This is a genomic window from Pseudomonas sp. (genome assembly GCF_030690725.1).
Taxonomy (GTDB): Bacteria; Pseudomonadota; Gammaproteobacteria; order Pseudomonadales; family Pseudomonadaceae; genus Aquipseudomonas.
Genome location: NZ_JAUYGD010000037.1, coordinates 74,666 through 98,546, shown reverse-complemented (window position 1 = coordinate 98,546; position 23,881 = coordinate 74,666). Strand labels below are relative to the sequence as shown.

Here is a 23,881-nt window from a genome sequence, read left to right as displayed (position 1 = left end):
TCAACCCTCCCGGCTTTCGAAGTCGATACGCGGATCGACCAAGGTGTAGGTAATGTCGCCGATCAATTTCACCACCAGGCCCAGCAACGTGAAGATAAACAGGGTGCCGAACACCACCGGGTAATCGCGGTTGATCGCGGCTTCGAAACTCATCAGGCCCAGGCCGTCGAGGGAGAAGATCACCTCGATCAGCAAGGAGCCGGTAAAGAAGATGCCGATAAAGGCCGCTGGGAAGCCGGCGATGATGATCAGCATGGCGTTACGGAACACATGGCCATAGAGCACGCGGTTGTTGCTTAGGCCCTTGGCGCGGGCAGTGACCACATACTGTTTGTTGATCTCATCAAGAAAGCTGTTCTTGGTCAGTAGCGTCAGGGTGGCGAAGTTGCCAATAACCAGGGCAGTGACGGGTAGTGCCAGGTGCCAGAAGTAGTCGAGCAGCTTGCCGGTAAAGCTCAGCTCGTCGAAGTTGTTCGAGGTCAGCCCGCGCAGCGGGAACCAGTCCCAGTAACTGCCGCCGGCAAACAGCACGATCAGCAGGATGGCGAAGAGGAAGGCCGGGATGGCGTAGCCGACGATGATCATTGAGCTGGTCCAGACGTCGAAGGCGCTGCCGTGGCGAGTGGCCTTGGCGATGCCCAGCGGGATCGACACCAGGTACATGATCAGCGTGCTCCACAGCCCTAGGGAGATCGACACCGGCATCTTCTCGATGATCAGGTCGATGACCTCGGCATCGCGGAAGAAGCTCGAGCCGAAATCCAGCTGCGCGTAGCTTTTGAGCATCAGCCAGAAGCGTTCCGGGGCGGATTTATCGAAGCCGTACATGCGTTCAATTTCCGCTACTAGCTCGGGGTCCAGACCCTGGGCGCCTCGGTAGTTGGAACCAGCCACCGAGACTTCGGCACCGCCGCCGGCGATCCGGCTGGTGGCACCGTCAAAGCCTTCCAGTTTGGCAATCATCTGCTCGACCGGGCCACCTGGGGCGGCCTGGATGATGATGAAGTTGATCAGCAGAATGCCGAACAGCGTGGGGATGATCAGCAGCAGCCGACGAAAGATATACGCCAGCATGTTATTGCTCCACGTCTGCGGTGTTCTGCGCGGCAGCTTCGTCGGCCGCCGCTTCAGGCGATTTCGCGCGGGCCCACCAGGTGTGCAGACCTATGTCGTATTGCGGGGTGACCTTGGGGTGTTCGAAGCGGTTCCAGTAGGCCACGCGCCAGGTCTTGATATGCCAGTTGGGCACCACGTAATGGCCCCACAGCAGCACGCGGTCGAGGGCGCGGGTATGGGTGATCAGGCTCTGGCGCGAGTCAGCATTGATCAGGCCTTCGACCAGCTTGTCCACTGCCGGGTCTTTCAGACCAATAAAGTTGCGGCTGCCGGGGTTGTCGGCGCTGCTGGAGTGCCAGTATTCGCGCTGCTCGTTGCCGGGGGAGTTGGACTGGCCAAAGCCACCGACGATCAGGTCAAAGTCGCGCGAACGCAGGCGGTTGATGTACTGGGAAACGTCAACGCGGCGGATCACCAGATCGATACCCAAATCGGCCAGGTTACGTTTGAACGGCAGCAGGATGCGTTCGAATTCGGTTTGCGCCAGGAGAAACTCGAAGCTCACCGGTTTGCCCGTGCTGTCGAGCATCTTGTCGCCATCCACACGCCAGCCGGCTTCCTGCAGCAGTTGGTAAGCGCGGCGCTGTTGTTCACGGATGATGCCGCTGCCATCGGTGGCCGAAGGCTGATATTCGTCGGTAAATACCTGGGGTGGAATCTGCGCGCGCAATGGTTCCAGCAGCTTCAACTCATCTGCGGAGGGCAGGCCGACGGAGGCCAGTTCGGAGTTGTCGAAGTAGCTGCGGGTGCGAGTGTAAGCACCGTTGAACAGCTGCCGATTGGCCCATTCGAAGTCAAACAGCAGACCCAGTGCCTCGCGTACGCGGCGGTCGGTAAACAGTGGTCGGCGGGTGTTGAAGATAAAACCCTGCATGCCGGTGGGGTTGTGGTTGGCGATCTCTTCCTTGATCAATTGGCCGTTGGCCACAGCAGGGTTGTTGTAGGCGGTGGCCCAGTTTTTCGCACTGATTTCCAGCCAGTAGTCGAACTGCCCAGCCTTGAGCGCTTCCAGGGCGACTGTGTTGTCGCGGTAGTAGTCGATTTCTAGGGTGTCGAAGTTGTAGAAGCCGCGATTGACCGGCAGGTCCTTGCCCCACCAGTCCTTGACCCGCTCATAGCGGATCGAACGGCCGGCTTGCACATTCGCCACCTTGTAGGGGCCGCTGCCCAGCGGGACTTCCAGGTTGCCCTTGCTGAAGTCGCGCTCGGCCCACCAGTGTTTTGGCAGTACCGGCAACTGGCCGACAATCAGCGGCAGTTCGCGATTGCCGGCCTGCTTGAAGATAAAGCGCACGCGGTGGGTGCTTTCAACTTCAACCTTGTCGACGTCGGCGTAATAACCGCGGTACATCGGTGCGCCTTTGCTCATCAGCGTATCGAAGGTGAATTTCACATCTTCGGCGGTGACTGGCTGGCCGTCATGAAAGCGCGCTTCGGGGCGCAGGTAGAAGCGTACCCAGGCATTGTCCGGGGCTTTCTCGATTTTCTCGGCAAGCAGGCCGTATTCGGTAAAGGGTTCGTCCAGGCCGTGGCGGGTCAGGGTGTCGTAGATCATGCCGATATCTTCGGCGGCGACACCCTTGTTGATAAAGGGATTGAGGCTATCGAAGCCGCCAAAGCCGGCCTGGCGCAAGCTGCCGCCTTTAGGCGCATCCGGGTTGACGTAGTCGAAGTGCTTGAAATTGGCCGGGTACTTGGGCGGTTCGTCATACAGGGTTTGCGCGTGCTTGGGGCCGGCTAGGGCCAGGCTGGCAACGCCAAGCAGGGCAATGCTGCTGACGTGGATAAACAGGGCGCGCAATGCATGGGTCATTCAGCGTTCTCCATGGATTTCAGCCACCAGGTACGCAGGCCCAGGGTATAGGGCGGCGTGGTGACGAAGGCAAATCGGTTGCGGTAAGCCAGGCGGTGGTAATCGATATACCAGTTTGGAATGCTGTAGTGCTGCCACAACAGTACCCGGTCAAGGGCACGGGTGGCGGCGACCTGCTCGTCACGGCTTTGTGCCGAGAGCAGTTTTTCGATCATGGCGTCGACGACCGGGTGGGTAACGCCGGCGTAATTCCTGCCGCCTTTGATCTTGGCCTGGGAGGAATGGAAATACAGCGACTGTTCCAGGCCGGGGCTGAGGGTTTGCGGCAGGGTCAGCAAAATCATGTCGAAGTCGTATTGATCGAGCCGCTGCTTGTACTGCGCGCGGTCGACGGTGCGCAGGTTGGCCTGGATGCCAATGCTGGCGAGGTTCTCGGTAAAGGGCTGGAGAATACGTTCAAGGTTTGGGTTGACCAGCAATATCTCGAAGCGCAGCGGTTGCCCGTCACTGTTGAGCAGGCGTTGGCCGGAGGGCTTCCAGCCGGCTTCGGCCAATAGACCGAGGGCGCGGCGCAAGGTTTCCCGTGGGATGCCCCGGCCATCGGTCTGCGGCATGCTGAACGGCTCGCTGAACAGGCGCGCCTGCAACTGTTTGCGGTAGGGCGAGAGCAACAGCCACTCGGCGCCTTCCGGTTTGCCAGTGGCGGCAAATTCGCTGTTGGGGTAGTAGCTCTGGGCGCGGGTGTAGGAGCTGTTGAACAGCGCGCGGTTGGCCCACTCGAAATCGAACATCAGGCCCAGGGCTTCGCGCACCTGGCGGTCGGCAAATACCGCGCGGCGGGTGTTCATAAACAGCGCCTGGGTTTGGGTCGGGATCTGGTGGGGGATCTCGGCGCGGATCACTTCGCCCCGACTCAATGCCGGGAAGCGATAGCCGTTGGCCCAGTTCTTCGCTTGCTGTTCGATATAGACGTCGAATTCGCCGGCCTTGAATGCCTCGAAGGCCACATGGCTGTCGCGGTAGAACTCCACATCGACCCGGTCGAAATTGTATTTGCCGCGATTGACCGGCAGCTTGGCGCCCCACCAGTCCTTGACCCGCTCAAACCTCAGGCTGCGCCCGGGGCTGACCTGGGTAATCCGGTAGGGCCCGCTGCCCAGCGGCGGTTCATAGGTGGTGGCCTTGAAGTCGCGGTCTTTCCAGTAGTGCTGCGGCAGCACCGGTAATTCGCCCAAACGCAGGATCAGCAGGGAATTGCCGGCACGCTTGAGCACAAAACGGATGCTGTGGCGATTGAGGATATCGACCCGTTTTACTTCCTGCAGGTTGGTGCGGTATTGCGGGTGACCCTCCTTGAGCAGCAGGCGGTAGGAGAAGGCCACGTCATAGGCGGTAATCGGCTTGCCGTCGTGAAAGCGCGCTTCAGGGCGCAGGTTGAACACCACCCAGCTGCGATCATCGCTGTATTCCACCGACTCGGCGATCAGGCCGTAGCTGGAGGCCGGCTCATCACCGGAAGGGTCATAGGCGCCGGTGCCGACCATCAGCGGCGCATTCAGCTCGTTGACCCCGTACTGCAGAAAGTTGGCGGTGCTGATCGGGCTGCTGCCCTTGAGGGTGTAGGGGTTAAGCGTGTCGAATGTGCCGTTGGCCATCATTCGTAGCGTGCCGCCCTTGGGGGCTTCCGGGTTGACCCAGGCGAAATGGGTAAAGCTGGCGGGATACATCAGCTCGCCAAACTGGGCGTAACCGTGGCTTTTATACAGAGTGGCCCAGGCAGATGAACTGATGGCCATGCAGAGAAGTAACGAGAGGAGGGGACGTATCAAGTGAAATATCCGATCCGTGGCGTCTTGTGGGCTGCTGGTCAGGCACATTAACAGCTTGTATCGGCTGGAAAAAGGGTAGGCTCGCGGCCAAGCAATAGCGGCACTTTGACTACACTCAAGCTATCCACTGCGAGGGCATCATTTTGGTAACAGCCTGCCATGGTTTGCAGTCATGGATCGATCACTTCAACCAAGCCGAATTACCCGCCCTGGCCGCGGTGGTGCAGGATCTGCATCGTTTGACCCTGGGCGACAAATCCTCTGTGCAGCAACTGGCAGACGTTCTGCTACGCGATGCGGCCTTGACCACCAAGGTGCTGCGTATCGGCAATAGTGTGTACTACAACCCCTCTCAAGAGCCTATTCGCACCATTTCCCGGGCCATCGTGTTGATCGGCTTCGACAACGTACGGCAGATCGGCCTGTCGGTCAGCCTGATCGACGGCCTGCTGGCGCGCAGCTCTCGCGATCAACTTGCTGAATTGCTGGCACGCTCGTTTCATGCCGCCGTGCAGGCGCGCAATATCGCCGGCTACGTGCTGACGAAAAATGATGAGGAAGTGTTTATCGCCGCCTTGTTACATAACGTCGGTGAGCTGGCGTTCTGGGGCTGCGCCGGCGATGCGGCGGATGATCTAGCCAGCGCCCTGGCTCAGCCGGGTGTCGATGAGGATGAGGTGGTCATGCAACTGCTGGGCACCAGTTTTCGCCAACTGAGTTTGGCGCTGGTGAAAAGCTGGAACCTGGGCGACACCGTCAGCCTGGCGCATCAGTCGACCAGCCAGAATGACCCGGCCGTCAAAGCCGTGACCCTAGGGGCGAAGATCAGTCAGGCCGCGCTGGATGGCTGGGATACCCCGGCCATGGAGGCTCTGGTCGGCCAACTGGCCAGCTTTATCGGGGTGACTGCGCAGGAGGCCATGCAACAGGTGCTGGCCAGCGCCGAGGAAACCGTGAAGATGGCGGCGACCTTCGGCGCCAGCCAGCTGTGCAAACTGATCCCCAATACCGACCCGGAGCAGATCCGTTTGCAGCAGGAGCAGCGCAAGGCGCGCCTGTTACAGCCCAATCTGCTGATATTGCAACAGGCTTTGCAGGACCTCGGCCTGATGGTTTCGCGTCGAGGCGATCTCGGTCTGGTGCTCGATACGCTGTTCAAGGGCCTGCATCAGGGTGCCGGGCTGGAACGCATCATGCTGGTGGTGCTGGCCGACGGGCAGAGCTGTTTCCGTGCCAAACGGGTGATTGGCGAAGGCACCGAGGGCTGGAGCCATGACTTCGTCTTGCCCGTGGCGCAGCAAGAGCAGCCGCATATCTTCAGTTATGCGCTGCGTAATAAAGAAGCGCTCTGGATGGGCGTGCCCGCCAGTTACAACCTTAATGAGCTGGTCACCCAGCCGATTCGCCAGCGCCTGGGGCAGGGCATGTTCTTTATTGCACCGCTATTGGCGGGCACCCGCGAAATTGGCCTGCTGTATGCCGACAGTCGGGTGTCCGGGCGGGCGTTGAAGCATGAGCAGTTTGTCGCCTTTCAACGCTTTACCCAGTTGACCGGGCGCTGCCTGGAGGCGATGAGCAAGAAGGCCTGATCAGTTGAGGCTGTACAGGGTCAAGGTCTGCCCTGGCTTGAGCGCTTTGCCGGCTTTCGGATTCCAGCTTTGCAGGCTTTTCATTGGCACCTTGAAGCGCTTGGCGATCAGGTACAGCGAATCGCCCTGGCGCACCTTGTAATAGGTCGCACTCTGCCGGGGGGCGCCGCCACTGCTACCGCTCGCACCACGGCTGGGTGCGCTGGCTTGCAAGGTGAGTACCTGGCCGACCCGCAGGCTGTTGCCGGATAGCTTGTTCCAGCGCTGCACATCCTTGACGGCAACATTGTGGTTCTTAGCGATCAGCCAGAGGTTGTCGCCGTTTTTCACCCGGTAGGTACGGCTTGGCGCGCTGTGTGCGACGCTGCGCTGGAACACGGGCTCGCGCGCCGGCACACCGGGCTGCGCGGGAATACTGAGCATCTGGCCGATGCGCAGGTTGTTGCCGGAGAGCTTGTTGATGTCCTTGAGGGTGTTCACCGTTAGCTGATGGCGGTTGGCGATGCTGTGCAGGCTGTCGCCTGAGCGCACCCGGTACTGCTGCCAGTCGACCCTCTCTTGCGGTTTCATCAGCGACAGGTTGGCGGTCAGCAGTTCGGCCTTGTCGGTTGGCACCAGCAGGTGCTGCGGGCCATCCAGGGTTATGCCTTTCTTGAATGCAGGGTTGAGCAGGTACAGCTCGTCTTCATCCAGGTCGGCCATGGCGGCGACGCGCGAAAGGTCCATGCGCTGGGTGAATGCAACTTTCTCGAAATACGGTTCGTTGGCAATCGGCGCGAGGCTGACGCCATAGGCTTGCGGCGTCATTACCACTTGCGAGAGGGCCAGCAGCTTGGGCACGTAATTCTGGGTTTCTACTGGCAGCGAGAGGTTCCAGTAATCGGTCGGCAGGCCAAGCTTCTGGTTACGCTCAATCGCCCGGCTGACCCGGCCTTCGCCAGCGTTATAAGCCGCCAGGGCCAGCAGCCAGTCGCCGTTGAACATTTCCTTGAGGCGCGTCAGGTAACTGATCGCCGCATCGGTTGAGGCCATCACGTCGCGGCGGCCGTCGTACCAGTTGGTCTGGCGCAGGTTGAAGTTGCGTCCCGTGGACGGGATGAACTGCCACAGCCCGACGGCATGGGCATGGGAGTAGGCCAGCGGGTTGTAGGAGCTTTCGATCATCGGTAGCAGCGCCAGCTCCATCGGCATATTGCGCTGTTCCAGGCGCTCAACGATAAAGTGGATATAAGGGCTGCTGCGCTCGCCGGCTTTCTCGATAAACGAGGGGTTGCTGACGAACCACAGACGTTGCTGTTCGATGCGCGGGTTGAGGGTGATGGTGTCCTGCAGCTGGTAGCCATTGCGCACCCGTTCCCAGATGTCTTTGGGTTCTTCGGGGGCTGGCGCCACGCTGCTGTTGAGCCATTCCGGCTCTTGCTCAAGACCGACCGCGCGGTCGGTGTCGCGGCCGCTGTCAGGGCGGTATTGGTTGCTGGTCTGGCAACCGGCCAGGGTTACGCACATGATCACCACAAGCGACTGAGCGCTTTGTGCCAATGCCTTTAAATTCAAGGTCTTGCGTGGTGATAGGGGCATTGGCGGCGGTGTACTTCCCGGCGAAAAGGTCGGGCGATTCTAGGAACCAGCCTGCCCTTGGTCAAGTTTTAACCAGTCTTTTGTGTGGTTGTCGAGGTTTAGAAATGGTCCTTCCAGGCGCGTAACGCGGCGAACACCTGCGCTGGCGAGCGGCTTGCAGGCCCTTCGCGCTCGCTGATACGGGCTCCGACCGACGGTTGCGCGCTGCGCAAAAAGGGATTGGTGGCACGCTCCAGGCCAATTGATGACGGCAGGCTGATTTTTCCGGCCTCGCGCCATTGGCTGACCTGCGCCAGGCGTTGTTGGATTTCCGCGTTGTCCGGCTCAACGGCTGCGGCAAAGCGCAGGTTGCTCAGGGTGTATTCATGGGTGCAGAACACCTGAGTCTGTTCGGAGAGGGCGGCCAGGCGGCTGAGCGAGTTGTGCATCTGCTCGGGGCTGCCTTCAAACAGGCGACCACAACCGCCAGCAAACAGTGTGTCGCCACAGAACAGCCAGTGCTGCTCGGGCTGGATATAGGCGATATGCCCCAGGGTATGTCCGGGCACTTCATAGATATTGAAACGCTGGCCCAGCACGTCGGCTTGGTCGCCGTCGCGCAGCGCCAGATCCCGCCCCGGGATCTTTTCGTTGGCCGGGCCCAATACCCGAGCGCCGGTGGCTGCCTTTAGCCGCTCAATACCGCCGACATGATCGAAATGGTGGTGAGTAATCAGAATATCGCTCAACTGCCAGCCAGGGTTGGCCGCCAGCCAGGCTTCTACCGGGGCGGCGTCACCCGGGTCGACAACTGCGCAGCGGCGCTGTTCGGCGTCTTGCAGCAGCCATATATAGTTGTCGGAGAATGCAGGCAGGGCGTCGATTTTAATCATCAGTGGGTCGCTAAGCAGGGCACAAAGGTGCATCTTAGGACGCAATGGCGGTGCTGGCTATGCAGGTATTTCTTATGTCCGATCACCCTTTTGCCCTCGCAGACAGTGAATGGCTCGACCTTATCGCCGCCGCGCGCAGTTGGCTGGGCGGTCCGCTCGGGCAGTTGCTGCTGGAGCAGGAGCGGCAATTGCTGGAGGAAGAGCTGGCGCGTTTCTTTGGCGGCTATTTAGTGCATTACGGTCCAGCCGCCGACACGCCGCCGGATGCTCAGCAAATTCAGCGCAGTGTGCGCCTGGGAGCGCCGTTCAAAGGCGTGGAGATCGTCTGTGAGGAGCAGTCCTGGCCGTTGACCGAACACGCCGCCGATGTGGTGGTGTTGCAGCATGGTCTGGATTTCAGCCTGTCGCCTCACGGTCTGCTGCGTGAAGCGGCGCGCAGCGTGCGCCCGGGCGGTCACCTGCTGATCGTTGGGATCAACCTGATGAGCAGCTGGGGCATGCGTCATCTGTTTACCCGCGATGCGCTGCGCCAGGCCCGCTGTATTGCGCCCAGCCGGGTCAGCGACTGGTTGCACCTGCTGGGCTTTGCGCTGGAGAAACGCCGCTTCGGGTGCTATCGTCCGCCGCTTTCTGCGCCGGCCTGGCAGGCGCGGCTGGCTGGACTGGAGCGGTTGGGCGCGGCCTGGCAACCACCCGGTGGCGGTTTTTACGTGCTGGTAGCCCGCAAGCTGGTGGTAGGGCTGCGGCCGTTGCGCCAACCCAGCCGGCAACCGGTGGGCAAGCTGCTACCGATGCCCGTGGCCAAAGTCAGCCGCCGCGAAACGCCACAGAAGTAGATGGCAGAACATAGAATCGGCCGGATTAATTGAGCGAGAGATTGCAGATACATGAGTGAACAGGTCGAGATCTACACCGACGGCGCCTGCAAGGGCAATCCTGGCGTTGGTGGCTGGGGTGCGTTGATGATTTTCAAAGGTGTGGAGAAAGAGTTGTGGGGCGGCGAAGCCGATACCACCAACAACCGCATGGAAATGACCGCCGCGATCCGCGCCCTGGCCGAGTTGAAGCGTTCGTGCGATGTGCGCCTGGTTACCGACTCGCAGTATGTGATGCAGGGCATTCAGGACTGGATGCCGAACTGGAAGAAGCGCGGCTGGAAAACCGCCGCCAAGCAGCCGGTGAAAAATGCCGACCTGTGGCAGCAGCTGGATGAGCAGGTAAACCGGCATAACGTCACCTGGCAGTGGGTGCGCGGCCATACCGGCCATCCAGGGAACGAGCGTGCCGACCAGTTGGCCAATCGCGGTGTTGATGAAGTAAGAGGGTTGAAGCATGCGTAGTGTGGTGCTCGATACAGAAACCACCGGTATGCCGGTGGCCGATGGTCATCGGATCATCGAAATCGGTTGTGTCGAACTGATCGGCCGGCGCCTGACCGGGCGGCATTTTCACGTGTACCTGCAGCCGGATCGCGAGATCGATGAAGGCGCAATCGCCGTCCACGGCATCACCAATGATGCCTTGAAGGACAAGCCACGCTTCAAGGAAGTCGCCGATGAGTTCTTCGAATTCATCAAGGGCGCGCAGCTGATCATCCACAACGCGGCGTTCGACGTTGGTTTTATCAACAACGAGTTTGCCCTGATCAAGCAGGATGACCGCGCTGATATCAGCGAGCACTGCTCGATTCTCGACACCCTGATGATGGCTCGCGAGCGCCACCCAGGGCAGCGCAATAACCTCGATGCACTGTGCAAACGCTATGGCGTCGACAACTCTGGCCGTGACCTGCACGGCGCCTTGCTCGATGCCGAGATTCTCGCCGACGTTTACCTGACCATGACCGGCGGGCAGACCAATCTGTCCCTGGCTGGCGATGGCTCGGAAGGCGACAGCAATGGTCGTCAGCAACCCAGCGCGATCCGCCGCTTGCCCGCTGAGCGCGTGCGTACGCGGGTGATCCAGGCCAGTGCTGCCGAGCTTGCCGAGCATGCCGCGCGTCTGGCGATTATCGAAAAATCCGCTGGCGCGCCGCCGCTCTGGGTGCAGATGGAGCAGCCCAAGGTCGAAGCCTGATCGCGTCGCGAGTTATCCACTCGCGACCTTTTCGTACAGCGTCACGCAGAGGGGGTTCCGCCTGACGGAGCCAGCCTCTACCCTGAGGCGATAGGCAGGCTAGGGTCTGTCACTCCCAGGGACGCCACAATGTATAAAGACCTCAAGTTCCCCGTCCTGATCGTGCACCGTGACATCAAGGCCGATACCGTGGCCGGTGACCGGGTACGCGCCATCGCCCAAGAACTGGAGCAGGACGGCTTCAGCATTCTTTCCACCGCCAGCTCTGCCGAGGGGCGCATCGTTGCTTCTACCCATCACGGCTTGGCCTGCATTCTGGTCGCCGCCGAAGGTGCGGGTGAAAACAAGAACCTGCTACAGGACATGGTCGAGCTGATTCGCATCGCTCGCCGTCGTGCACCGCAGTTGCCGATTTTCGCCCTCGGCGAGCAGGTGACCATCGAGAACGCACCGGCCGAGGCCATGGTGGATCTCAACCAGTTGCGCGGCATTCTCTATCTGTTCGAAGACACCGTGCCGTTCCTTGCTCGCCAGGTGGCCCGCGCCGCGCGCAATTATCTGGATTGCCTGTTGCCGCCATTCTTCAAGGCGTTGGTGCAGCACACCGCGCAGTCCAACTATTCCTGGCACACGCCCGGCCATGGCGGCGGCGTGGCCTATCGCAAGAGCCCCGTGGGGCAGGCGTTTCACCAGTTTTTCGGCGAGAACACCCTGCGTTCCGACCTCTCGGTATCGGTGCCGGAGCTGGGCTCGCTGCTTGATCACACCGGCCCTCTGGCCGAGGCTGAAGCCCGCGCGGCGCGTAACTTCGGCGCCGATCACACCTACTTCGTGATCAACGGCACTTCGACTGCGAACAAGATCGTCTGGCATTCCATGGTTGGCCGAGATGACCTGGTGCTGGTGGATCGCAACTGTCACAAGTCGATTCTGCATTCGATAATCATGACCGGCGCGATCCCGCTGTACCTGTGCCCGGAACGCAACGAGCTGGGCATTATCGGGCCGATTCCGCTGAGCGAATTCAGCCGTGAGTCGATTCAGGCGAAGATCGATGCCAGCCCGCTGGCGCGTGGCCGTGTGCCGAGCAGCAGCGGGGCGATGGTCAAGCTGGTGGTGGTGACCAATTCCACCTACGACGGCCTGTGCTACAACGCAGAATTGATCAAGCAGACCCTAGGCAACAGCGTCGAAGTGCTGCATTTCGACGAGGCCTGGTACGCCTATGCGGCGTTTCACGAGTTCTATGCCGGGCGTTACGGTATGGGCACTGCTCGCACTGAAGATGCGCCGCTGGTGTTTACCACTCACTCGACGCACAAGCTGCTGGCGGCTTTCAGCCAGGCGTCGATGATTCATGTGCAGGATGGCGGCGTGCGCCAACTGGATCGGGATCGTTTCAACGAAGCCTTTATGATGCACATCTCCACTTCGCCGCAGTACGGCATCATCGCTTCGCTGGATGTGGCCTCGGCGATGATGGAAGGGCCGGCGGGTCGCTCGCTGATTCAGGAAACTTTCGATGAAGCGCTGAGCTTCCGTCGTGCCCTGGCCAATCTGCGGCAGAACCTCAGTAGTGACGACTGGTGGTTCAGCATCTGGCAACCAGCCAAAGCCGAAGGCACCGATGATGTGGTGACCCAGGATTGGCTGTTACAACCGCAAGCCGACTGGCATGGCTTTGGCGATGTAGCCGAAGATTACGTGCTGCTCGACCCGATCAAGGTCACTCTGGTAACGCCTGGGCTGACGGCCGATGGCAAGCTGGATGCGCGCGGCATTCCGGCAGCGGTGGTCAGTAAGTTCCTCTGGGAGCGCGGCCTGGTGGTGGAGAAAACCGGTCTGTATTCCTTCCTGGTGTTGTTCTCCATGGGCATTACCAAGGGCAAGTGGAGCACGCTGCTGACCGAGCTGCTGGAGTTCAAACGCAGCTACGACGCCAACCTGCCATTAAGCGATGTATTGCCTTCGATTGCTCAGGCGGGCAAGACCTTCTATCAGGGCATGGGCTTGCGCGATCTGTGCGATGCCTTGCATGCCTGCTATCGCGAAAACGCCACGGCCAAAGCGCTCAAACGCATGTACACGGTGCTGCCGGAAGTGGCGATCAAACCGGCCGATGCCTACAACCAGCTGGTGCGTGGTGAAGTAGAGGCGGTGCCGATTGAGCTACTGGAAGGCCGCATTGCCGCGGTGATGCTGGTGCCATATCCGCCAGGTATTCCGCTGATCATGCCGGGTGAGCGCTTTACTGCGCAGACCCGCTCGATCATCGATTACCTGGCCTTTGCCCGCACCTTTGACCGCAGCTTCCCTGGTTTCGATGCCGATGTGCATGGCCTACAACGTGAGGAAGGCGTCTACACCGTGGACTGCATCAAGGCCTGATCCTGCTCTGGACTGCTGCTCTATCTGGCGGCGCCGACGTTATGTGTCGGCTTGCCGCCAGTCTTTCTCAGTAGATCAAGTGCTTATCGCCGATAAGTAAAAATTGAGCTTAACTTTGATGACGTGTTCTGCGTCACAGTGGCCAGCATCGACATTTGTCAGTTGGTTGTTATAGTTGCTCGATTTTTAGCATAAGAAGATTTCATTGTGCGCTTGCGCCCCAGCCGAGGATGACTGCCGTGTCCGACTACAAAGCCTTTAATGTCGTGTTGGCAGATAAGGTCGCCCATGTGGTGATCAATCGCCCGGAAAAAGTCAACGCGATGAACGCGGACTTCTGGCGCGAAATCATCGAGATTTTCCGCTGGGCCGATGACACCGATGAAGTGCGTGCAGTGGTGATCTCCGGTGCGGGCAAGCATTTCTCTTCGGGCATCGACCTGATGATGCTGGCCTCCGTCGGCAGCCAGCTGGGCCCGGACGTTGGCCGTAATGCCGAAAAACTGCGACGCAAGATTCTCGAACTGCAAGCCTCGTTCAATGCCGTGGACAACTGCCGTAAGCCGGTGCTTGCAGCCATTCAAGGCTATTGCCTGGGTGGCGCGATTGATCTGATCTCGGCCTGTGACATGCGTTACTCGACCGTTGACGCGCAGTTCTCGATCAAGGAAATCGACATCGGCATGGCCGCCGACGTTGGCACCCTGCAGCGTCTGCCGCGCATTATCGGTGACGGCATGATGCGCGAACTGGCCTTTACCGGCCGTACCATCGATGGTGAAGAAGCGCGCAGCATTGGCCTGGTCAACCGCACTTACGCCGATGCCGATGCACTGCTTGATGGCGTGATGGGCATTGCCCGTGAGATCGCCAGCAAGTCGCCGGTGGCCATTCGTGGCACCAAGGAAATGATTCGCTACATGCGTGATCACCGGGTCGATGACGGCCTGGAATATATCGCCACCTGGAACGCCGCCATGCTGCAATCGGCGGATCTGCGAGTGGCCATGACGGCTCATATGAGCAAGCAGAAACCGGAGTTCGCTGACTGATGCTGTCCTTCCACCTGTTTTTATCACCGACGCGGGAGGCGCAATAGCTCATGGTTTCTGGAGCCACGTCGCTTAATCTGGTGCGCGATGAACTGTTCACCACCATGGAAGAGGCAGAGTCGAGCCTCGAACACTTTATCGCCGACCGTCACAACGGCAGCCTGCTGCAGCAAGCCGTGGAAAACCTGCATCAGGTACGCGGCACGCTGAACCTGATCGAGCTGGCCGGTGCCGAGCTGCTGGCCCAGGAAGTACTGGACCAGGCCACCGACATTCCCGCCGGTGCCGGTGAAGAGCGTGATGTACAGCTTTCCGCGCTGAGCAACGCGCTGCACGTACTGCGCCGCTATCTGGAAAACGTTGAGGCGCATCGCCAGGAAATGCCGGAACTGCTGCTGCCGGCGATCAACGATCTACGTCTGGCCGGCGGCCAGCCCGCCTTGCCGGAAAGCTTCTTTTTCAGCGTGCGCCTTGATCACGCTCGTCCGCGTACCTCGCCGCCATCGGTTGATGGTGCGGCGCGTGAAAGTGAAGGGCGCCGTCTGCGCCACATGTATCAAGTGGGGCTGCTGGGTTTTATCCGTGAGCAGAACCCGCAGGCCAGCCTCAAACTGATGGGCCGCGCGCTGACGCGGCTCGATAACCTGTTTGCCAACGAGCCGCGCGGTCGCCTGTGCTGGGTCGGCGCGGCGGCCGTTGAGGCGCAGGTCGAGGGGCAGTTGTTGGCGCGCAAATCGCGTAAACAGCTGTTTTCGCGGATTGACCGCGAACTCAAGCAGATGCTGGTCAATGGGCAGTACGAAGCGCCTCGTGGTCTGCTCAAGGAATTGCTCTACTTGGTGGCCTTGGCGGACAGCCGTGGGCCGCTGGCAACAGCCCTCAGTGAAGTATTCGGCCTGACGCCGCTGCCCTTTACCGATCACCTGCTGGAAGAGGAATACCAGCGTCTGGCAGGGCCTGGGCAGGCGGTCATGCGTTCGCTGAGTTCGGCGATCCGTGAAGAGCTCAACAGCGTCAAGGACATGCTCGACTTGATCGAGCGTGGCACTCTGCAAAGCGACAGCCTCAATAGCCTGCATGCCTTGCTCGGCAAGCTGAGCAAGACCCTCGGCATGGTCGGCCTGAGTTCGGCTGGCAACTCCCTCAACGCTCAGCTGCAAATCGTTGCCAGCTGGAGTGAGGAGAGTGCACCAGCGCCTCAGGAGCTGCACAAACTGGCCGATGCCGTGCTGTACGTTGAAGGCATGGTTGCCAGCCTGGAGCGCGGCGAGCGCCGTGAAACGCGTCCTGCCCAGGCGCAGCCAGGCGAAGAGGCTGACTCCTTTGCCCTGCATCAGCTTAATGAAGCCCGCATCGTCGTCGTCGATGAGGCCCAGGCTGGCCTGGCCCTGGCCAAGCGAGCGATTACCGCGTACCTGGAGTCGGGTGGTGAGCGCATGCAGCTGTCCAACGTACCGTTCAGCCTGCAAGCCGTGCGCGGCGGGTTGTGGTTCCTTGGTCAGGAGCGCGCTGCGTTGTTGGTCGGTGCCTGCGCCGATTACATCCAGCAGCATATGTTCGATGCGCCGCAGATGCCGTCCGAGCAGATGCTGGAAACCCTTGCCGATGCCTTGAGCAGTCTTGAGTACTACCTCGAAGCCGGTGCGGTGATGCGTCCGGAAACCCAGCCAAGCGTGCTTGATCTCGCCGCAGAAAGCGTGCGGGCCCTGGGCATGCCGCTGGGGGCTTGAGCATGCAACGCTGGCAGCCCACTTTGCTTGATAGTCAGCAACCCGGTGGTTGGGTGGTCGCGCACTGCAAGCAGCACTTTCTTGCGGACAGCAACGGTGTGCTGTTTCCCCGTGAGTGGCTGAAAAAGCAGGATTTGCCGATTATCGCCGAGCATGGCCTTGGCCATTTTGATGGTGATGCGGTCTACCTGCTGGAGCTGAGCCAGCCCTTCGACATGCCTGGCTGTGCCTGGCAGAGCCTGCGCCAATTTATGCTGCAGGGCGATGCAGATACCTTCAAGTTACTCAGCTACGCCACGCAGATTGGCACCTGGGCCAGCCAGCACCGTTTCTGTGGTAGCTGCGGGGGAGCGATGCAGCATGTGCCGGGCGAACGCGCGATGCACTGCGTACGCTGCGAGCTGCAGCATTACCCGCGGCTTTCACCGAGCATGATTGTGCTGGTTACTCGCGGCGATGAGATTCTGCTGGCGCGCTCGCCGCGCTTTGTCGCTGGGGTCTACAGCACCTTGGCTGGCTTCGTTGAAGCGGGTGAATCAGTCGAGCACTGCGTAGCCCGTGAAGTGCGCGAAGAGGTCGGGGTCGAGATCAGCAACCTGCAGTACCTCGGCAGCCAGGGCTGGCCGTTCCCACATTCACTGATGCTGGGCTTCCATGCCGAATACGCCGGTGGCGATATCGTAATGCAGGTCGATGAAATCGAGGATGCGCAGTGGTTCAGCGTACATGACCTGCCGCCATTGCCGGCTTCGCGTTCGATTGCCCGCTATCTGATCGACGTTTATGTGGCGCGCCGCCTAGGCCTGCCCGAACCAGTGCTGCCAGGCTAGGCGCACGGTCAACGCCAAGACCACCAGAATGAACACCGGGCGGATAAATTTCGAGCCGCCCTTGATCGCCGTGCGCGCGCCGAGAAACGCGCCGATCATCAACGCCAAGCCCATGCAGATGCCCAGCAACCAGGCCACTTGCCCGCTGATGATAAACACGGTCAGCGCGCAGATATTGCTGACGAAGTTCATGCTGCGCGCCACGCCGCTGGCCTTGACCAGATCGAGCGGGTAGAGCAGCAGGCTGCTGACCGTCCAGAAGGCGCCAGTACCCGGGCCCGCCACGCCATCATAGAAACCCAGGCTGAGGCTTTGTGGCCACTGCCGGCCTTTGGCAATCGGCGCCTCGGCGAGCAGCGGCGCATCTGGAGTTTTGCCAAACAGCAGGTACAGGCCGCAGCCAAATACCACGGCTGGCAACAACTGGTTCAACCACTCCGACGGCAGCCATTGCGCCATCGCGGCGCCCAGCAGGGCACCGACCGCCGTACCGATCAAGGCATTGCGCCATTGGCTGGGGTCAAACAGTTTGCGCCGGTAAAAGGTGTAGCTGGCGGCGGCCGAGCCAAAGGTCGAGCTGAGTTTATTGGTGCCCAGGGCCAGGTGCGGCGGCAGGCCGGCAGTCAGCAACGCGGGAATGGTCAGCAAGCCGCCACCGCCGGCAATGGCATCGATAAAACCGGCAATAAACGCGACCAGGGCGAGAATTGCCAGGGTGGTCAGGTCAACACTGAGTTCAAACGGGAAAGCCATTTAAAAACACGTCCTGTGTCTAATTGTGGTGTTCTCTTGCTGTTCTACAGCCAGGTAGCTGCGCATAATGCCGGCAATTTCAAGCATAAGGAATGCACGGCGATGCAATACGGCGGACTGGCATGGGCAACGGCATTGCTGGGGTTACTGGCAGCGTTTATTGCGGCGCGCATTCTGTTCAATAGGCAGTGGTTTCTCGGTTGGTTGCGTGGCACTTGCGGCCTGGCATTTCTCGCCCTGGCGGCGCTGATTGGCTTGCTGGCCAACGATTTGCGCAGCTATGCAGCCATTCCTGAAGGAAAGCCGCTGGCCACGCTGAGCTTCAAGGCGGACGGCCCGCTGTATCGCGTCAGTGTGCTGGAGGGCGGCCGTGAGCGCACGCTGACCATGGAGGGCGATCTTTGGCAGCTGGATGCGCGCTTTCTGCAATGGAAGGGCCTGGCTGCGTTGATCGGTCTACAACCGGGTTATCGCCTGGAAAAGCTCTCGGGGCGTTTTCTCTCCATCGAGCAGCAGAGCCTGGCGCAGCACACCCGCGTCGAACTGGCGCGCAGCCCTTACGGCATCGATCTGTGGCGCTGGCTGCGACTGGGCCAGCATGACCTGTTTATCTTCGATCCGCAGGCGCGCCGGGTGACTTACCTGCCGCTGGCTGATGAGGCGGTGTACAGCATCAACTTGACGCCCGCCGGTTTGCTTGCTGAACCGATGAACCCGGCAGCCAAGCAGGCGCTGAAAGACTGGCAATAACTGCCAGTGGATGTAAAAAAGGCGACCCTTGGGTCGCCTTTTTTAGTGGACAGTTTTTCTCAGGAGAGAAAGCCACCGTCCACATTCAGCGCCACACCGGTGGTGTAGCTGGAGGCATCGCTGGCCAGGTACAGAACGGTGCCAGCCATTTCACTCGGGTCAGCCACGCGCTTGAGCGGGATGCGCTGCAAGGCGATTTTGAGGATGGCATCGTTCTTGGTCAGTGCCGAGGCGAACTTGGTGTCGGTGAGGCCTGGCAGCAGGGCGTTGCAGCGAATGCCGAACTGCGCGCATTCCTTGGCGAAGACCTTGGTCATGCTGATCACCGCGGCCTTGGTCACCGAATAGATGCCCTGGAACTCACCCGGCGAAACGCCATTGATCGAGGCCACGTTGATGATGCTGCCGCCGCCATTGGCCTTCATCAGCTTGCCGCCTTCGATGGACATAAAGTAGTAGCCGCGGATGTTCACATCGACGGTCTTCTGGAATGCCGACAGGTCGGTGTCCAGCACGTTGCAGAACTGCGGGTTGGTGGCGGCGTTGTTGACCAGGATGTCGAGACGGCCGAACTGCTCTTTGATCTGCGCGAAGACGTTGCTGATCTGCTCCATTTCGCCGATATGGCAAGCCACTGCGGTGGCTTTGCCGCCGTCGGCGATGATGGCATCAGCGACTTTTTGGCAATCGTCGATCTTGCGGCTCGAGACGATGACGTGAGCGCCTTGCTGGGCCAGCAGTTTGGCAATGGCCTCGCCGATGCCACGGCTGGCGCCGGAAACGAAAGCGATCTTGCCGTCGAGGTCGAACAGTTGGGTCTTGGACATGGGCTTTTCCTTTCTTATGAGAGGCCTGTTCGGCCGTTTACAGCTGCGATTTATTGATGACCTGTAGGCTCATCTGCTCCAGCAGCTTGTTCATATGTATGAACTGCGCGAAGCGTTTGTCTTGGGTCTGGCCATGGAAATAGCGGTAGTAGATCTGCTGCACGATGCCGGCCAGACGGAACAGGCCGTAGGTGTAGTAGAAATCGATGCTCTTGATTTCGATGCCCGAGCGCTCGGCGTAGTAGTCGGCGAACTGCTGGCGAGTCAGCATGCCCGGCGCATTGCTTGGCTGGCGGCGCATCAGCTGGATCGGTGCCGAGTCGCCAGCTTCGATCCAGTAGGCGAGGGTGTTGCCCAGGTCCATCAGCGGATCGCCGATGGTGGTCAGCTCCCAGTCCAGCACACCGATGATCTGGCTTGGATTCTGCGGGTTGAGAATCACGTTATCGAAGCGGTAGTCGTTATGCACGATCCCAGGCTTGTGGTGGTCGGCTGGCATCTTGTCCTTGAGCCAGGCTTTGACCGGTTCCCACAAGGGTGCGTCGGGGGTCAGGGCTTTGTCGTAGCGATCACTCCAGCCACCGATCTGGCGTTGCACATAGCCTTCGGGTTTGCCCAGGTCGCCCAGGCCGCAGGCCTGATAGTCGACGTTGTGCAGCTCGACCATCTTGTCGATAAAGCTCTTGCACAGCTCGCGGGTCTGCTCGGCGCTGAAGTTCAGCTCGGCTGGCATGTCTGAGCGCAGGATGATGCCGTTGACCCGCTCCATCACATAGAACTCGGCACCGATCACCGACTCGTCGGTGCAGTGCACGTAGGCTTTCGGGCAGTAGGGAAAGCCAGCGTTGAGCTGGTTGAGGATGCGGTACTCGCGGCCCATGTCGTGGGCGGATTTGGCCTTATGGCCAAAGGGCGGGCGGCGCAGTACAAATTCTTTGTCTGGGTATTCCAGCAGGTAGGTCAGGTTCGAGGCGCCGCCGGGGAACTGGCTGATGCGTGGCTCGCCCGTCAGACCGGGGATATGCGCCTTGAGGTACTGGTCGATGACCGCGGTGTCGAGCTCTTCGCCTTCGCGGATTCGGGTGGACTGGTCAGTAAGCGCCATGTTTATCCCTTCTGCTTATGATGGGTGCCTAAGATAATTAGCTAATCTAATGCTGCAACCTGCGGCTCACAAGGATTACCCGCCGTTATAGGCGCGCGTGTTGCTACCCAATCAAGCTGCCTGATTGGTCATTCAAGCCCGGTTTTGTAGGCATAAAAAAACCGGAGTCGAGGACTCCGGTTTGTTTTGTATCTTCGTTGCCTTACCGCTTAAACCGGGAACAGCTCGCCCAGTTTCATGGCCAGCATCATGTCGCCTTCGGCGCGCAGTTTGCCGGACATGAACGCTTGCATACCGTCGGTTTCGCCGCTGGTGATGCCTTTCAGAGTTTCGGTGTCCATGATCAGGGTCACGTTGGCGTTGGCGTTGTCGCCTTTCTCAACGGCGCAGGTGCCGTCCTTGACGATCAGCGCGTAGTTCTCGCCGTCTTCGATGTTGAATTGGAACACCAGGTCCAGGCCTGCAGCGGCACCGGCGTTGAATTTGGACTGCATGGTATTGACGATGTCTGCAACGCTCATGGTTTCTTCCTTTTTCTCAGGTTTTTCTAGCGCCCGTGATGGGTGCAGTGGGCCGCAGCTCAGCGATAAGTGATGAGCTCCGGCGCCTTCAACAGCTGCAAATGCACATGGCTGTTGAAGGAAGCCAGGCTCACTTGGCTGCCGCGAAACTTCAGGCAGCTTAGTGAGGTGTTAACAATTTGCCAGTTCAGCTCGAACGCCTGCCCAGGCGCGATACCGGTAATCAGGTGCAGCAGAGCGGTAATAGTGCCGCCCGAGGTGAAGACAGCAATGTTCTGTTTGCTGTCGGCCTGTTCCAGAAGGCGGCTGAGGCCGCCCTGAACCTGCTCGACGAAGCCTTGCCAGCTTTGCAGGTCCGGCGTGTCGTGCTCGCCGGAAATCCAGCGGCCAATCAGTTTGGCGAACAGGCGCTGAAACTCAGCGCGGTTCTGCGCGCCATTGCGCAGGATATGCAGGGCTTCAGGTTCTTCGCCAAGCATGCCCGGCAGCAGGCTGCGGATCACCGCGTCGGCATCGAACTCATTAAAGGCCGAGTCAATCTCCAGTGGTGGTATGCCAATGCCGGCCTCGTGCAGCTGCTGCAAGGTGCTGTTGGCCGTGTGCTGCTGACGACGCAGATCACCGCTGACGCTGCGATCAATGCGCGTGCCGAGTTGCGCGAGGTGCGCGCCCAGCACTTCGGCCTGGCGAATTCCAATGGGCGATAGCACATCGTAATCGTCTGCACCGAAGGAGGCTTGGCCATGTCGAATCAGGTAGATGCTGCCCACGTCCGCTCGATTCCGGTACGTTGAAAGTTTCGCGAGGGTATGAGGAAGCTCAGGAGCTGTCAACGTAAAAACATACGCTTGTTTGAATTGCATGGATGCGCTGAATGTCTAGACCTTGCTTGCTGGCCGCCAACCCATGGCCTCGGTATGCTTGGGCACTATTACGCGCGGTCGATGAGCGCGCGCTGCCATTGGGACAAGGGGGAATACGTGGAGTTTTTTGCAGAGTACATCGGCTTTCTGGCCAAGACAGTGACCCTGGTTGTGGCCATTCTGGTGGTGCTGGTGACGATTGCCGCACTGCGCAGCAAAGGCCGGCAGAGCACAGGTCAGCTGCAGGTGAACAAACTCAATGACTTCTTCAAGCAGCTGCATCAGCGCATGGAACACGCGGTGCTCGACAAGGAGCAGCTGAAAGCCGCGAGCAAAGCCGAAGCCAAGGCCGCCAAGCAGGAGAAGAAGGCCGGCATTCACAAACCGCGCGTCTACGTGTTGGATTTCGATGGCGATATCAAAGCCTCAGCCACCGACAGCCTGCGCCACGAAATCACTGCTTTACTGACTATGGCAACGCCGCAGGATGAAGTGGTGCTGCGTTTGGAAAGTGGCGGCGGCATGGTGCACAGCTATGGTTTGGCCTCTTCGCAGCTGGCGCGGATTCGTCAGGCGGGCGTACCGCTGACCATCTGCATCGACAAGGTCGCGGCCAGCGGTGGCTATATGATGGCCTGCATTGGCGAGAAGATTATCTCCGCACCGTTCGCCATCCTCGGCTCGATTGGCGTGGTGGCGCAGCTGCCCAACGTGCACCGCTTGCTGAAAAAGCATGACATCGATTTCGAGGTGCTTACCGCTGGTGAGTACAAACGCACCCTGACCGTATTTGGTGAGAACACCGAGAAGGGCCGGGAGAAGTTCCAGGAAGACCTGGAAACCACCCATGAGTTGTTCAAAGGTTTTGTTGCACGCTACCGCCCGCAGCTGGACATTGACCAGATTGCTACCGGCGAAGTCTGGCTGGGTCTGGCGGCGCTGGAGAAGCAACTGGTCGATGAACTTAAGACCAGTGACGAATACCTGGCAGAGCGAGCGAAGAGCGCCGAGCTGTTTCATTTGCACTATGCCGAGAAGAAAACCCTGCAGGAGCGCGTTGGGCTGGCGGGCAGCGTGGCGTTGGATCGCTTCGTTCTGAGCTGGCTGAGTCGTTTGAATCAGCAGCGCTTCTGGTAATCGGTTTGCCATATAGAGGAAGAACATGAGCAAGTTCAATGCATTGCAAGCCCGTGAAAGCGCAGCGGGCGGTTTCGAACAGGTGATTGTGCAGCGCGAGATCGATGACTTGCCGGCTGGCGAGCTGCTGATTCGGGTCAAGTATTCCTCGCTCAACTATAAGGACGCCTTGTCCGCCAGTGGCAACCGCGGCGTGACCAAGAACTTTCCGCATACCCCGGGCATCGACGCTGCCGGTGTGGTGGAAGCGTCCAGCGTGGCCGAGTTCAGCGCCGGCGATGAGGTGATCGTCACCGGTTACGACCTGGGCATGAACACCTCTGGCGGCTTTGCTCAATACATTCGTATTCCTGCCAGCTGGGCACTGAAGCGGCCCAAGGGCTTGTCGCTGCGCGAGGCCATGGTACTTGGCACCGCTGGGCTGACCGCCGCGTTGTGTGTCGACAAACTGGAGCAGGCAGGGCTCACGGCGGATGCTGGTCCCGTATTGGTAACCGGGGCAACCGGTGGTGTCGGCAGTGTCGCGGTGGCCTTGCTCACTTCCCTGGGCTATCGCGTGACCGCGTCGACCGGCAAGGTCGAGCAGGCGGATTACCTCAAGGCGCTAGGTGCGCAGCAGATTGTGCTGCGTTCCGAACTGCTGGACGGCACCGACAAAGCGATGCTCAAGGAGCAGTGGGCTGGCGCGGTGGATTGCGTGGGCGGGGATATCCTGTTCAACGTGGTCAAGTCGCTGCGCTATGGCGCCAGCGCCGCCTGCTGCGGCCTGACCGCTGGTGTCGGCTTCAAGGGCAGTGTGCTGCCGTTTATCCTGCGTGGGGTGAATCTGCTTGGGGTCGATTCGGTCGAGCTGCCGTTGGTGGTCAAGGCGTCAATGTGGGACAAGCTGTCGCTGCAGTGGAAGGTCAAGCTCGATGCACTGGTCACTGAAGTGACGCTTGAGCAGTTGCCGGAGGCGATTGCGCAGATTCTCGCGGGCAAACAGGTCGGTCGCGTGCTGGTCAATCTAGGCTGAGCCGCGAGAAACTAAAAAGGCCACCCCATGGGGTGGC

Annotated in this window: 21 protein-coding genes; 11 read left to right on the top strand and 10 right to left on the bottom strand. The window is 60.0% G+C overall.

All coding sequences use genetic code 11. The annotated features are described in order from the left end of the window. From Q8O69_RS09635 to Q8O69_RS09625, 3 genes are read right to left on the bottom strand one after another with little or no spacing between them, the layout of a single operon-like run. Positions 1-1,074: a microcin C ABC transporter permease YejB gene (locus tag Q8O69_RS09635; protein WP_090255855.1), complete on the bottom strand. Its 1,074-nt coding sequence runs from the start codon at positions 1,072-1,074 to the stop codon at positions 1-3. A 1-nt stretch (position 1,075) separates the two neighbouring features. Beyond that, entirely contained in the window at positions 1,076-2,929 is a 1,854-nt protein-coding gene (locus tag Q8O69_RS09630; RefSeq protein WP_305591619.1) for an extracellular solute-binding protein, read from the bottom strand. Continuing rightward, positions 2,926-4,755: an extracellular solute-binding protein gene (locus Q8O69_RS09625; RefSeq protein WP_305591652.1), complete on the bottom strand. Its 1,830-nt coding sequence runs from the start codon at positions 4,753-4,755 to the stop codon at positions 2,926-2,928. Before Q8O69_RS09625 ends, Q8O69_RS09630 begins: the two co-directional genes overlap by 4 nt. A gap of 167 nt (positions 4,756-4,922) precedes the next feature. Between Q8O69_RS09625 and Q8O69_RS09620 the strand changes: the two genes are divergently transcribed. Beyond that, positions 4,923-6,347 carry an HDOD domain-containing protein gene (locus tag Q8O69_RS09620; RefSeq protein ID WP_305591617.1) on the top strand — a complete coding sequence of 475 codons (1,425 nt, stop codon included), beginning with the start codon at positions 4,923-4,925 and terminating at the stop codon, positions 6,345-6,347. Here Q8O69_RS09620 and Q8O69_RS09615 read toward each other — a convergent pair whose 3' ends face one another. Continuing rightward, on the bottom strand, positions 6,348-7,925 hold the full coding sequence (locus tag Q8O69_RS09615) for a lytic transglycosylase domain-containing protein (protein ID WP_305591615.1): 1,578 nt from the start codon (positions 7,923-7,925) through the stop codon (positions 6,348-6,350). Positions 7,926-8,023: 98 nt separating this feature from the next. Continuing rightward, positions 8,024-8,797 (bottom strand): hydroxyacylglutathione hydrolase, encoded by a 774-nt coding sequence (gene gloB / locus Q8O69_RS09610; RefSeq protein ID WP_305591613.1) that lies wholly within the window; start codon positions 8,795-8,797, stop codon positions 8,024-8,026. Positions 8,798-8,871: 74 nt separating this feature from the next. Here gloB and Q8O69_RS09605 point away from each other — a divergent pair, with 74 nt between their 5' ends. The 7 genes from Q8O69_RS09605 to nudC all read left to right on the top strand — a co-directional run bounded on the left by Q8O69_RS09605 (position 8,872) and on the right by nudC (position 16,873). Next, positions 8,872-9,633 carry a class I SAM-dependent methyltransferase gene (locus tag Q8O69_RS09605; RefSeq protein WP_305591611.1) on the top strand — a complete coding sequence of 254 codons (762 nt, stop codon included), beginning with the start codon at positions 8,872-8,874 and terminating at the stop codon, positions 9,631-9,633. A 51-nt stretch (positions 9,634-9,684) separates the two neighbouring features. Then, positions 9,685-10,137, top strand: coding sequence for a ribonuclease HI (gene rnhA, locus Q8O69_RS09600; protein ID WP_296127834.1), 453 nt, complete (start codon positions 9,685-9,687; stop codon positions 10,135-10,137). Further along, positions 10,130-10,873, top strand: coding sequence for a DNA polymerase III subunit epsilon (gene dnaQ, locus Q8O69_RS09595; protein ID WP_305591608.1), 744 nt, complete (start codon positions 10,130-10,132; stop codon positions 10,871-10,873). Before rnhA ends, dnaQ begins: the two co-directional genes overlap by 8 nt. Before the next feature lie 129 nt (positions 10,874-11,002). Then, on the top strand, positions 11,003-13,261 hold the full coding sequence (locus tag Q8O69_RS09590; protein ID WP_305591606.1) for an Orn/Lys/Arg decarboxylase N-terminal domain-containing protein: 2,259 nt from the start codon (positions 11,003-11,005) through the stop codon (positions 13,259-13,261). A 239-nt stretch (positions 13,262-13,500) separates the two neighbouring features. Beyond that, positions 13,501-14,313 (top strand): crotonase/enoyl-CoA hydratase family protein, encoded by an 813-nt coding sequence (locus Q8O69_RS09585; RefSeq protein WP_305591604.1) that lies wholly within the window; start codon positions 13,501-13,503, stop codon positions 14,311-14,313. Between the two features lie 50 nt (positions 14,314-14,363). Beyond that, positions 14,364-16,043, top strand: coding sequence for a ferrous iron transporter B (locus tag Q8O69_RS09580; protein ID WP_305591602.1), 1,680 nt, complete (start codon positions 14,364-14,366; stop codon positions 16,041-16,043). A 2-nt stretch (positions 16,044-16,045) separates the two neighbouring features. Further along, the gene (gene nudC, locus Q8O69_RS09575) at positions 16,046-16,873 is read left to right on the top strand and encodes an NAD(+) diphosphatase (protein ID WP_275962633.1); all 828 of its coding nucleotides are present in this window, start codon (positions 16,046-16,048) and stop codon (positions 16,871-16,873) included. On the opposite strand, the gene Q8O69_RS09570 is transcribed toward nudC, so the two are convergent. Further along, entirely contained in the window at positions 16,841-17,626 is a 786-nt protein-coding gene (locus Q8O69_RS09570; protein WP_275962634.1) for a TSUP family transporter, read from the bottom strand. The genes nudC and Q8O69_RS09570 overlap by 33 nt on opposite strands. A 102-nt stretch (positions 17,627-17,728) precedes the next feature. Between Q8O69_RS09570 and Q8O69_RS09565 the strand changes: the two genes are divergently transcribed. Further along, positions 17,729-18,376 (top strand): hypothetical protein, encoded by a 648-nt coding sequence (locus Q8O69_RS09565; protein WP_275962635.1) that lies wholly within the window; start codon positions 17,729-17,731, stop codon positions 18,374-18,376. Positions 18,377-18,435: 59 nt separating this feature from the next. Here Q8O69_RS09565 and Q8O69_RS09560 read toward each other — a convergent pair whose 3' ends face one another. The 4 genes from Q8O69_RS09560 to Q8O69_RS09545 all read right to left on the bottom strand — a co-directional run bounded on the left by Q8O69_RS09560 (position 18,436) and on the right by Q8O69_RS09545 (position 21,599). Further along, on the bottom strand, positions 18,436-19,203 hold the full coding sequence (locus Q8O69_RS09560) for an SDR family oxidoreductase (RefSeq protein WP_305591599.1): 768 nt from the start codon (positions 19,201-19,203) through the stop codon (positions 18,436-18,438). A gap of 37 nt (positions 19,204-19,240) precedes the next feature. Beyond that, positions 19,241-20,308, bottom strand: a complete 1,068-nt coding sequence (locus Q8O69_RS09555; protein WP_305591597.1) for a phosphotransferase family protein — start codon at positions 20,306-20,308, stop codon at positions 19,241-19,243. A 209-nt stretch (positions 20,309-20,517) separates the two neighbouring features. Then, on the bottom strand, positions 20,518-20,829 hold the full coding sequence (locus Q8O69_RS09550) for an SCP2 sterol-binding domain-containing protein (RefSeq protein ID WP_090255840.1): 312 nt from the start codon (positions 20,827-20,829) through the stop codon (positions 20,518-20,520). 59 nt (positions 20,830-20,888) lie between these two features. Then, the gene (locus Q8O69_RS09545) at positions 20,889-21,599 is read right to left on the bottom strand and encodes a histidine phosphatase family protein (protein ID WP_305591595.1); all 711 of its coding nucleotides are present in this window, start codon (positions 21,597-21,599) and stop codon (positions 20,889-20,891) included. A 210-nt stretch (positions 21,600-21,809) separates the two neighbouring features. Here Q8O69_RS09545 and sohB point away from each other — a divergent pair, with 210 nt between their 5' ends. Then, positions 21,810-22,829 carry a protease SohB gene (sohB, locus tag Q8O69_RS09540; RefSeq protein WP_305591593.1) on the top strand — a complete coding sequence of 340 codons (1,020 nt, stop codon included), beginning with the start codon at positions 21,810-21,812 and terminating at the stop codon, positions 22,827-22,829. A 25-nt stretch (positions 22,830-22,854) separates the two neighbouring features. After that, positions 22,855-23,844 carry a YhdH/YhfP family quinone oxidoreductase gene (locus Q8O69_RS09535; protein WP_305591591.1) on the top strand — a complete coding sequence of 330 codons (990 nt, stop codon included), beginning with the start codon at positions 22,855-22,857 and terminating at the stop codon, positions 23,842-23,844. The last annotated feature ends 37 nt before the right edge of the window (positions 23,845-23,881 follow it).